The organism is uncultured Algibacter sp. (assembly GCF_947495675.1).
Taxonomy (GTDB): Bacteria; Bacteroidota; Bacteroidia; order Flavobacteriales; family Flavobacteriaceae; genus Algibacter_B.
Genome location: NZ_CANLZX010000003.1, coordinates 181,827 through 194,249 on the forward strand (window position 1 = coordinate 181,827; position 12,423 = coordinate 194,249).

Sequence of the window (12,423 nt, forward strand, 5' to 3'; positions counted from 1 at the left end):
GCTATAATTTTTAGTAAATTTGTATAGGTATGAGTAAGCTGGTTGTTATATTTTATTCAGGTTTGATTCTTATTCAAAGTTTCAACATTAACATTGAAGATATTTCAAAGTTCAATGCCTTATTGCAACATGCTGACTATCATAAAGAAATTTATGGAGATAATTTCTTTAAATTCTTGTCTGAACATTATGGGGAACAAATGGCCTCACACCAAACTAAACATAAGCAACATGACGATTTGCCTTTTAAAGACGAACACCATGTTTTTTCACATATAAACTCATCTTTTACTTTATTTGAAACTATAACATATTCTTCTTTCTCCCTATCCTACATTAATGTAACACTTAATTTTCACTATAAAGAATCCAACTCCTTATTTGAAAAGACATCAGTTTTTCAACCCCCAAAATTAGCATAATTCATACTGATTAAAATCATTTATTAATAAGCTGTTTATAAATAGCTTACAATGTTTTATATATGAATTATGTTAGAATATATTATAAAAATTAGCTTAAAAAATAAGCTTTTTGTACTATTACTTACAGCTTTTATTGTTGGTTTAGGAATCTTTTCTTTAACTCAAATCCCTATTGGAGCGGTTCCGGATATTACTAATAACCAAGTTCAGGTTATTACAACCTCCAGAAATTTATCTACTCAAGATATAGAACAATTTATAACCTACCCTATTGAACTGGAAATGGCAAATCTTCCTGGTGTTGAAGAAATACGTTCGGTTTCTAAATTTGGGTTATCTGTCGTTACTATTGTTTTTAATGATAAACTAGGAACATATCTTCCAAGACAATTAATAGCTGAAAAAATAAAATCGGCAACAGAAAAAATTCCTGAAGGTTTTGGATCTCCAGAAATGGGACCTATTACAACAGGTTTGGGAGAGATTTACCAATATATTCTTGATGTTAAACCAGAATTTAAGGCTCTTTACTCGGTTACCGAACTACGAACTATACAAGATTGGATTGTAAAACGTCAACTTTCTGGTATCCCTGGAGTTGTTGAAGTAAATACATGGGGAGGTTATTTAAAGCAATATGAAGTTGCTATAAATCCACAAAAACTTAAAGCCATGAACATTAGTTATGTTGATGTTTTTAATGCTTTAGAAAAAAACAATAGTGTTGCTGGTGGTGGCTATATTGAAAAAACCAATAAAGCCTTTTTTATACGTGGTGAAGGATTAATAACCTCTTTAAAAGATATTGAAAACATAGTAATAAAAAATCAAAGCATCCCAATTTATATAAAAGATGTTGCAGAAGTAGGTTTTGGTAGTGCTACTAGGTTTGGGGCCATAACTGGTAATGGTGAAGGTGAAAAAGTACTTGGGCAAATCATGATGCTTAAAGACGGAAACTCTAAAGAAGTTATTAATGCTGTTAAAGCACGTGTAGCCTCAATACAAAGTTCTTTACCAGAGGGTGTATATATAAATGGCTTTTTAGAACGAAGTGAGCTTATTGGAAAAACAACCTTTACAGTAGCCGAAAACTTAATACTAGGTTCACTCATAGTAATTTTTGTTGTGGTTTTGCTTTTAGGCAATATTAGGTCTGGTTTGGTTGTAGCCTCGGTAATTCCATTAAGTTTACTATTTGCCATTTCGTTAATGAATATTTTTGGTATTGATGCCAACTTAATGAGTCTTGGTGCTATAGATTTCGGAATCATCATTGATGGCGCTGTTATTATAGTGGAGTTTATCGCTTTTCAAATTACTGCTCAAAGTTCAAAAATTAAAACACTTTCTAAAGCTGATCAACAATCTAGTATTGACACTATCACACAGAAAAGTGCTTCAAAAATGATGAATTCTGCCATATTTGGTCAACTTATCATTCTTATTGTTTTCATTCCTATTCTATCATTAAGTGGCATAGAAGGAAAAATGTTTAAACCTATGGCATTAACCTTCAGTTTTGCTTTAGCAGGCGCCATGTTATTTTGTTTGACTTATGTACCTGTAATTTCATCTATGTTTTTAAAACCAGATAAACAAAGCAGCAAAAATATATCTGTTAGGTTAATGAAATTTATAATCAAACTATATAAACCTACAATCTATTGGGCACTAGAACATAAAAAAATAGTGGTTTCTTTAGCAGGTATTTTATTAGCATCTAGTATCTGGCTTTTTAGCACAATGGGTGGCGAATTCGTCCCTACTCTTGATGAAGGTGATTTTGTAATTCAACCAGTTTTAAAAACTGGTACTTCGCTAGGAAAAACCATAGATATTACCACAAAAATCGAACAAATTCTTATCGATAATTTCCCAGAAGTAGACCAAGTTGTAAGCAGAATAGGTGCAGCGGAAGTCCCAACTGACCCTATGAGTATGGAAGAAAGTGATGTTATCATCAAACTAAAACCAAAAAACGAATGGACTTCTGCATCTAGTAAAGATGAATTAGCCGATAAATTTAAGGAGGCTCTTGCTATAATTCCAGGAATGGAAGTTGAATTTACACAACCCATAGAAATGAGATTTAACGAACTTATAACAGGGGTGAGAGCCGATGTAGCTATTAAAATATTTGGTGAAGATTTAACTATACTAGCTAACAAGGCTAACCAAATAAAATCGCTTATTAAAAATGTTGAAGGTGCTTCTGATATTATTATTGAAAAAGTAGAAGGCTTACCACAAATGAGTGTTACTTATAACCGTAGTAAAATTGCTAGATACGGTTTAAATATTGCCGATATAAATCAAATAATAACTATGGGGTTTGCAGGCGAAACCATTGGAACTGTATTTGAAGGTGAAAAACGCTTTGATATGGTTATTCGATTAAATAAAGCACATAGAACCAGCATTAAAAATCTTGAAAATTTATATGTAGACACGCCTAATGGAATAAAAATTCCACTTAGTGAATTGGCAGAAATTAAATATACAACGGGACCTGCAAAAATATCAAGAGACGATACCAAACGACGTATTGTTGTGGGTATTAATGTTAGAAATAGAGATTTACAATCGGTTGTTAATGATGTTAAAAAAATTATTAAAAATAAAGTAAAACTACCTGTTGGCTACACAATAACCTATGGTGGCCAATTTGAAAACCTACAAACCGCAAAAGCAAGATTAATGGTAGCTGTACCTGTGGCATTAGTTTTAATTTTTATTCTTCTTCATTTTGCATTTGGTTCTTTTAAAGAAGCACTTATGGTGTATTCTGCAATCCCCCTTTCTGCAGTAGGAGGTGTTTTACTGTTATGGCTTAGAGATATGCCCTTTAGTATTTCTGCCGGTGTTGGTTTTATTGCGCTTTTTGGTATTGCTGTTTTAAATGGCATTGTTTTAATCGAACATTTTAAAGAATTAAAAGAACAAGGCGTAACAAACATAAACGATCGTGTTAAAAGAGGCACAATTGAACGCTTAAGGCCTGTAATCTTGACAGCATCTGCTGCTGCACTTGGTTTTCTGCCTATGGCTATTTCAACTAACGCTGGTGCAGAAGTACAGCGTCCTTTAGCAACTGTTGTTATTGGTGGCTTAGTTACGGCAACCATCTTAACACTTATTGTTTTACCAGTTTTATATGCTTGGTTTGAAAAAAATACAGAAATAAAAATGAATAAAAAAACGTTGCTTTCAGGTATAATTATTTTACTATCCTTAAACCTTAATGCACAAAATAAACCACTAAATATTAATGAAGCTATTAGTTTGGCTATTGAAAACAATTCGAATTTAAAAGCATCTTCATTAAAAACAAATGAATCTGAAGCTTTAATTGGAAGTGCTTTTAGTTTCGATAAAACATCGATTTATTATAATTATGATGAAAACAATATGGCGATAAACGGAGAACCTTTAAAAGTATTTGGAGTCTCTCAAGATTTTAAATTTCCAACAGTTTATTTTACTGATAAGAAAGTAAATAAAGCTAAATTTAATGTTCAAAAATCAAATTACAATATTAAACTAGAAATTTTAAAACGCGATGTTCATCAAGCCTATTCTTACTTAAATTATACCAAAAGTAAAGCTAGAACTTATAAGTTTCTAGATAGTTTATACCAAAAATTTGTTTACGCATCTAATCGTAAATTTGAGTTGGGAGAAACTAATTATTTAGAATTAATTAGTGCCAAATCTAAAAGAAAACAGCTTGAAACAGTTTATAAACAAGCGCTACAAGATGTAGTTTTAGCAAAAGAACAGTTAAAAAAATTGGTTCAAATAGATACCTTTTCAATTGTTGATGAAGGCCTTCAGAAATTAAAACTACAAGATATTTCAATCGAAAATAATATTGGATTCACTTACTACGAAAACTCTCAAGCCTATTACAAAGCATTAAATAGGAAAGAAAAACAAAATCTTTTACCAGATTTAAGTGTAGAATATTTTCAAGGTACAAATAGCACTTTAAACAGTACTATAAAAGGTTACCAATTTGGAGTTAAAATACCTTTGTTTTTTAGCGGAAATGCTTCAAAAATAAAAGCTTCAAAAATTGCACAAGAATTAATTGAAGTTGAAAAAGAAGAATATACTATTAAATTATATGCTGAATACAAGATGCTACTTGCTAAACTTCAACAATACAACGAAGCTATAAGTTATTACGAAACACAAGGTAAAACCCTTTCAGAAGAAATTATAAAAACTGCCGTACGTACCTTTAAAGAAGGTGAAATTGATTTTTTTCAATACATACAAAGTATTGAAACAGCAACTGATATTGAACTGAGTTACTTAGACAATATTCATGCTTACAACCAAACAATAATCTCCATTAATTATTTAATACTATAAAAAAATGAAACACTTATATATCTTATTAATTTTACTTGTTTTTGTGGCTTGTGGAAACTCAGAAAAAAGCAACGAAACTTTGCAAGAAGACTTCAATACAAACGAAATTGTGATTACAAAATCACAATTTTCAAGCGGAAAAATGCAATTAGGTAAACTTGAAGAACAGGAGTTTAATCAAACTATTAAAACTACAGGAATGATAGATGTTCCACCACAAAACAAAGCTATAATAAGCACTTTTATGGGTGGTTACATTACAAAAACACCATTATTGGTAGGAGATAAAGTAAAAAAAGGGCAAGTATTATTAACATTAGAAAATCCAGAATTTGTTGAAATGCAACAACAATATTTAGAAGTTGCTGAACAACTTAATTATTTAAAATCTGAATTTAACAGACAAAAAACGCTTTTTGATGAAAACATTACATCTCAAAAAAACTTTTTAAAAGCCGAAAGCGCTTATAAAAGTAGTTTAGCACTTTCTAATGGCCTTCGTAAAAAACTAACGATGCTTAACATTAATCCTGCATCTGTTGAACAAGGCCGTATTACATCCACAATAAATTTATATTCACCTATTGCAGGTTTTATAACCAAAGTAAATATTAGTAATGGCATGCCTGTTTCGGCATCAGATATTATTATGGAAATAGTAGACACCAATCATATCCATTTAGAATTATCTGTTTTTGAAAAAAATATTTTGAATATTAAAAAAGGTCAAAAAATACAATTTAAAATCCCAGAAGCATCAAAAGAAACTTTTAAAGCAGAAGTTCATTTAGTTGGTACCAGTATTGATGAAACCTCTAGAATTGTTAAAGTACACGGGCATATTTTAAATGAGGAACAGACCAATTTTATAGTTGGTATGTTTGCAGAAGCAGACATTATTACTGAAACTAACACAAGTTTAGCATTACCAAAAGACGCCATTATTGAAGTTGAAAATGATGCATTTGTTTTAGCTTTAAAAGAAAAAACAAATGATTATTATTATTTTGAAAAAAACAAAATAGCCATTGTCAATCAAACTGAAAACTACGTTTCTGTTTTAAATACCGATAATTTAATTAATAAAGCTATTTTAATAAAAGGCGGCTTTATGTTATTAGCCGAAGGCGATGAATAAACGCTTTTTTTAAAATCTAGAAGTATCTATTTCTTTAAATACTGAAATAATAGATTTTACGGCTTCAATATAAAACTCGGGGTGTATGTTCTCGTAAGTGTCTGATGGTTCATGATAATCTTTATGATCTTCAACTCCAAAATACAAAAACGGAATGCCATTTTTGTGGAAATTAGCATGATCTGAGGCATAAGTCCAGTTATCTAAATCATCATTACCATCATGGCCTGTAATTAGTTGAATATTTTCTGAATGCTTAACATTGGTTATTAAATTCGCTAATTTTTTATTTTGAGAAGTTCCTGTAACAAATAGTTCGTTCTTATCACTTCGACTTATCATATCCATATTCAAATTAACAAGTATATCTTTAAAAGGAATAAATGTGTTTTTTACAAAATATTTGGATCCTTGAAGGTCTAATTCTTCACTATCAAATGCAGCTAGAATGACTGAATGTTCTGGAGGGTTATTTCTAAAATATTCAGCAAACGCAAATAATGCACTTAAACCAGAAGCATTATCATCAGCGCCATTATATATCTTGCCATTCTTTATTCCTTCATGATCGTAGTGTGCACTAATTACAATATATTTCTTAGGGAATTTTACACCTTCAACAAGTCCCAATACATTTATGCCATAATAATTTTTTTTCTTAACGAATGAAAAAGATTGATTAAAAGATTTACCTAATGGTTTTACTTTTAAAGAATGAAATTGGTTAATTATATATTTTCTAGCTTTAATTGCCCCCTTTGTACCTGTTCTTCGTCCCTCAAAGGCATCAGACGACAAGGACTTTAAATGTTTTAGTAATTCTGTTTCATCAAACAAAGCACTTTTTTCTGGAGTTGTTTGAGCTGCTATTTTTGTTCCATAACAAGTGAAACAAAATGCTAATAGTAAAAATATTTTTCGCATAAATTTTCTTAGGGACTAAATATAATTAAATTAATTCATACCCTTTATAAATAACAAAACCCATACCAACAAGTTGATATGGGTTTTATGTATAAATTTTTGGCTTAATTATTTAATAGCCGCTTTCATTAATTCTCGATTCATACGAGCAATATTATCTAATGAAATACCTTTAGGACATTCAACCTCACAGGCACCTGTATTGGTACAGTTACCAAACCCTTCTAGGTCCATTTGGGCTACCATGTTTTGCACACGATCTGCCGCTTCAACTTGCCCTTGTGGTAGCAATGCATATTGAGATACTTTTGCTCCAACAAATAACATAGCACTAGAATTTTTACAAGTTGCTACACAAGCTCCACAACCAATACAAGTTGCAGCATCCATTGCTTCGTCTGCAGCATGTTTTGATATTGGTAGATTATTGGCATCTTGAGTATTACCAGATGTATTTACAGAAATATAACCTCCTGCTTGTTGGATACGCTCAAAAGCCATTCTATCTACTACTAAATCTTTAATTACCGGAAATGCTGCTGCTCTAAATGGTTCGATAGTTATAGTATCGCCATCTTTAAACATTCGCATGTGTAATTGACAGGTTGTGATGCCTCTATCTGGGCCATGTGCTTCTCCATTAATGTACATAGAACACATTCCACATATACCTTCACGACAATCATGATCAAAAGCAACTGGTTCTTCTCCAGAGTTTACTAACTGCTCATTTAAAACATCCATCATTTCAAGAAAGGACATATGTTCTGAGATATCAGTTACTTTATAATCGACCATTTGACCCTTTGCATTTGAGTCTTTTTGTCTCCAAATTTTAAGTGTTAAATTCATAGGTCTTTCTTATTTGTATGAACGTTGTTTTAGTTCAATATCTTTAAATTCTAATTCTTCTTTATGTAAAACTGCATCTGCAGGTTCTCCTTTGTATTCCCAAGCTGAAACAAACGCAAAATCTTTATCATTACGTTTTGCTTCTCCTTTTTGAGGTCCATCTAATTCAGCAGATTCTTCTCTAAAATGCCCTCCACAAGACTCTTCTCTTGTTAAAGCATCTTTGGCAAATAACTCTCCTAATTCTAAGAAATCTGCAACACGTCCTGCTTTTTCTAATTCTGGATTCATTTCGTTAGAATTTCCTGGTACCGAAACTTCTTTCCAGAATTCTTCACGAATAGCCTTAATCTCTACCATGGCTTCTTTTAAGCCTTTTTCGTTTCTAGACATTCCACATTTATCCCACATTACTTTACCAAGTTTTTTGTGGAAATAATCAACAGACTTAGTTCCTTTGTTAGTTACAAAGAATTCTATTTTGTCTTTAACTTCTTTTTCAGCTTCTTCAAACTCTTTAGTATCTGTTGATATTTTTCCTGTACGAATATCATCAGATAAATAATCTCCTATTGTGTATGGCAATACAAAATACCCATCGGCTAAACCTTGCATTAAAGCAGAAGCTCCAAGTCTATTAGCACCATGATCTGAGAAGTTAGCTTCACCAATACAATATAATCCAGGAACGGTTGTCATTAAATTATAATCAACCCAAACACCTCCCATTGTATAATGTACGGCTGGATAAATCATCATTGGTGTTTCGTATGGATTTTGATCTACAATCTTCTCATACATTTGGAATAAGTTTCCATATTTGGCTTCAACAATAGCTTGACCTAATTCGTATATTTTTGCTTCAGATGCATTATCTATATTATGAATTTTAGCTTGCTCTTTTCCATAACGTTCAATAGCAGCTGCAAAATCTAAATATACCGCTTCGCCTGTAGCATTTACTCCATAACCAGCATCACAACGTTCTTTTGCAGCACGAGATGCTACATCACGAGGTACTAAGTTTCCAAAGGCTGGATAACGACGCTCTAAGTAATAATCTCTTTCATCTTCTGATAAATCCGTTGGTTTTTTTCGCCCTTCACGAATAGCCTTAACATCCTCTAAGTTTTTTGGAACCCATATACGTCCATCATTCCTTAATGATTCAGACATTAAAGTTAATTTAGACTGATAGTCTCCTGAACGTGGTATACACGTTGGGTGAATTTGAGTATAACAAGGATTAGCAAAAAACGCTCCCTTTTTATGAATTTTCCATGATGCAGTTACATTACTACCCATGGCATTTGTGGATAAGAAATATACATTTCCGTATCCACCAGTTGCGATAACTACGGCATGAGCAGAATGACGCTCAATTTCTCCTGTAATTAAGTTTCTGGCTATAATACCTCTTGCTTTACCATCAACTTTTACAACATCAAGCATTTCATGACGATTGAACATTTCAATCTTACCACGCGCAATTTGACGGTTCATAGCAGAATATGCTCCTAATAGGAGTTGTTGTCCTGTTTGACCTTTTGCATAAAATGTTCTTGATACCAATACACCACCAAATGAACGGTTATCTAATAATCCGCCATAATCACGAGCAAAGGGAACACCTTGAGCTACACATTGATCAATTATGTTTGATGAAACCTCAGCTAAACGATATACGTTAGCTTCACGAGATCGGTAATCACCTCCTTTTACAGTATCATAAAACAATCTATATGTTGAATCACCATCACCTTGGTAGTTTTTAGCAGCATTAATACCTCCTTGTGCCGCAATTGAGTGCGCACGACGAGGAGAATCTTGATAAGCAAATGCTTTTACATTGTATCCTAGCTCAGCTAATGTTGCTGCAGCAGAACCTCCAGCTAAACCTGTTCCTACTACAATAATGTCTATGTGACGTTTGTTTGCAGGATTAACAAGGTTAATGTGATTTTTATAATCTGTCCATTTATCTTGAATTGGACCCTTAGGTACTTTTGAATCTAATGTTGCCATATCTATGATAATACGTATTTAAGGTGATGATAAAGTGCAATAATTATAAAACCTAATGGAATTATAATTGAATAGGCTTTCCCTATATTTTGTAATGTTTTCTTTCTGCCAGCGGTTACTCCCATAGATTGAAACGCAGACGTAAACCCGTGTGCTAAATGCAATCCTAAAAGGATAAATGCTAAAACATAAGCTATAGTTCTAATATGACTATGAAACTTCTCTACTAACTCATTGAAATATCTAAACTCACCATGGTGTAATCCAGACATATCTCCAACAACATATTTAGTATTTAATTCTGGTATCCAGAAATCGATAAAGTGTAGTACAATAAAAGCTAATATTGCCAAGCCACTGTAAATCATGTTTCTACTCATCCAAGTAGAATTTGCAGCACCATTGTTTTTGGCATATGCAACACCATTAGCTTTTTTGTTTTTAATTTCTAATACAAATCCCATAACAAAATGAAATACTACACCAAAAATTAAAACTGGTTGTAGTGCAAATTGTACTAAAGGGTTTGTTCCCATAAAATGGGATAATTCATTAAAAACATCTTCACTAAAAAGTGATGTGATATTTACTGCTAAATGAATAATTAAGAAAAACATTAGGAAGAAAGCTGAAAGTGCCATAGCTATTTTTCTTCCAATCGAAGATTTAAAAAATCCGCCCATTTTTTTGAAGTTGTTTTTTTGGTTTTAACAAAGGTAGTTATGGACGCACTCATAGACAAATAACAAATGTCATGTTTTTGTTATTTAGAACGATTTTAAAGTAAGTTGAGTCTTATAAAAGAAAAGACTCTTTTTAGAGTCTTTTCTTTATTTAAATTTAAGATTAATTAACTATGAGTTTTTTTGTAATATAATAACTCTCTGAAAAGATATTTACAAAGTAAACCCCTTTTGAAGCATTTATTAAGTTAATGGTATTTAAGCGCGATGTATTTAAATTATTATTTTGTGTAATAAGCCGACCGCTAATATCGTAAACAGTTACTTTATCTAAATTAACTGAACTATCATATCTAATAAAAAAAACACCATTTGTTGGGTTTGGATAAATTTTAACACCCGCATTAAGCTTATCTTCTTCAATACCCAAAGAGCAACTACCAGAATAATTTGTAACTAACGGTTGATTACATACTGATGAATTGGTGCTTTCATTTTGTATTACATTTGCTAACTCTTTATTATCACTATTTAACTCCCTTAATGACTCTCCTTTTGCAATTGCATAATGCATTACATTGTTAGTATCAATAATATGGTCTAATTGCCTACAATGACCTAGTTCGTGTAGCGCTACACTTTGAAAATCATATTCAACATCACTTGGGTTTTGTATATTAAAATTCCAATTTGTTTCATCATCAAAAACAATATCAAATTCTTTTATATACCATTGAAAACTTGGAACTCCATCTATAATAGTGGTGCATCTAGAATAATAACTGGTTCTTTGTCCAAGAACAGTATCTGGTAAATCCTCATTAGCATTAGTACTTGTACTACTATCAAACGCTATAACATTTTTATTATCTGAAAGCGATTTATGCATAGCGTTAGAATCAGACACAAGACTTGACTCATTTAAATCCCAATTCATTTTTGTTTCACAACTCCAAGTTTCTAAAGCATTAAGAAAGGCTGTTTTTGCTTCATTATTTTGAGCAAAGCCCGATGTCATTTGCCAAGTATATCCACCATTATTATTATTGCTAACTAATTGTGTTTTATATGCAATATTATCATTAACAATATTTGCTTGAGCATAACTAATAGTTAATATATTACTTGATGTAAAGTTACTGCCATCGTTATGTGTTATTCTTATTTCTCCTGTTCCAGCTTCAGAAGGAGTTTCTACAGTAATTTTTGTGTCTTCCCAAGATAAAACCTGAGAATCTAAAGCATTAATGAAACTTTTTCCTCCATTATCTGCATTTCTAAAACCTACATTGCCTTTTATGGTGCCAAAATTAGAACCATTAATTGTTAAAACAGATTTTGTCCCAGCAGACAAGGTTGTAGGAGAGAAACCTTGTATAGTTATTGGTAATAAACTTGTTTTATTATTTACAGATATTTTACTTTTAACATCAAAATTTGATAATTGTATATAATCTTTATTTAATTGATTTTTAATCTCACCATAAAAACCACTTACAATTCCTTTATTTACACTAAACTGATTCGCAACCTCATCTCTTGAAAAATCATATTTATAAAAACCTTGTAATGAACCATACGCTCTAAACTGCCTAATATTTATTTGCTCTTTAGAATCCAATTCTATAAAATCATTAAATAATGTAAAAACACCTACATCATTAATATTTAATTTTAAACTAGGGTAAACAATTTGAGCATTAGAATCTATAACGCCTCCTTGTGTGATTACTTTAACTATTGATAAAGCTTCTCCTTTAAATACTTTATATACTTCTATTGTGTTTTCTGTATATATTTTTTCATGATTTAAATCCCAAAAAGATTGTTTTGAAATTACTTTTCCTTCTACAACTAAACTTGATTTTTCGATTTGCTTACTTAAGGATACTTCTTTTAACATTAACTGCGCCGATAATGACTCCGATACTATTAAAATTAATAATAAACTAATTAGTTTGTGTTTTCTCATTCTCTCGATTTTTTTAAAATTATA

Annotated in this window: 8 protein-coding genes; 3 read left to right on the forward strand and 5 right to left on the reverse strand. The window is 31.4% G+C overall.

The genetic code is table 11. The features are described from left to right. The first annotated feature begins 29 nt into the window (after positions 1-29). The 3 genes from Q0842_RS03440 (at position 30) to Q0842_RS03450 (ending at position 5,943) form a co-directional block, all read left to right on the forward strand. The gene (locus Q0842_RS03440) at positions 30-422 is read left to right on the forward strand and encodes a hypothetical protein (protein WP_298494359.1); all 393 of its coding nucleotides are present in this window, start codon (positions 30-32) and stop codon (positions 420-422) included. A 69-nt stretch (positions 423-491) separates the two neighbouring features. Continuing rightward, complete coding sequence (locus tag Q0842_RS03445; RefSeq protein WP_298494361.1) at positions 492-4,805, forward strand: CusA/CzcA family heavy metal efflux RND transporter; 4,314 nt, start codon at positions 492-494, stop codon at positions 4,803-4,805. A gap of 4 nt (positions 4,806-4,809) precedes the next feature. Continuing rightward, positions 4,810-5,943: an efflux RND transporter periplasmic adaptor subunit gene (locus Q0842_RS03450; RefSeq protein WP_298494363.1), complete on the forward strand. Its 1,134-nt coding sequence runs from the start codon at positions 4,810-4,812 to the stop codon at positions 5,941-5,943. 9 nt (positions 5,944-5,952) lie between these two features. Here Q0842_RS03450 and Q0842_RS03455 read toward each other — a convergent pair whose 3' ends face one another. The 5 genes from Q0842_RS03455 to Q0842_RS03475 all read right to left on the reverse strand — a co-directional run bounded on the left by Q0842_RS03455 (position 5,953) and on the right by Q0842_RS03475 (position 12,399). Beyond that, complete coding sequence (locus tag Q0842_RS03455) at positions 5,953-6,867, reverse strand: M28 family peptidase (protein ID WP_298494365.1); 915 nt, start codon at positions 6,865-6,867, stop codon at positions 5,953-5,955. Positions 6,868-6,975: 108 nt separating this feature from the next. After that, entirely contained in the window at positions 6,976-7,719 is a 744-nt protein-coding gene (locus tag Q0842_RS03460) for a succinate dehydrogenase/fumarate reductase iron-sulfur subunit (protein WP_298494367.1), read from the reverse strand. Between the two features lie 9 nt (positions 7,720-7,728). Beyond that, positions 7,729-9,744, reverse strand: a complete 2,016-nt coding sequence (locus Q0842_RS03465; RefSeq protein ID WP_298494369.1) for a fumarate reductase/succinate dehydrogenase flavoprotein subunit — start codon at positions 9,742-9,744, stop codon at positions 7,729-7,731. 2 nt (positions 9,745-9,746) lie between these two features. Next, positions 9,747-10,427: a succinate dehydrogenase cytochrome b subunit gene (locus tag Q0842_RS03470; protein WP_298494371.1), complete on the reverse strand. Its 681-nt coding sequence runs from the start codon at positions 10,425-10,427 to the stop codon at positions 9,747-9,749. A gap of 163 nt (positions 10,428-10,590) precedes the next feature. Then, positions 10,591-12,399, reverse strand: coding sequence for a T9SS type A sorting domain-containing protein (locus Q0842_RS03475; protein WP_298494373.1), 1,809 nt, complete (start codon positions 12,397-12,399; stop codon positions 10,591-10,593). Positions 12,400-12,423 lie beyond the last annotated feature (24 nt).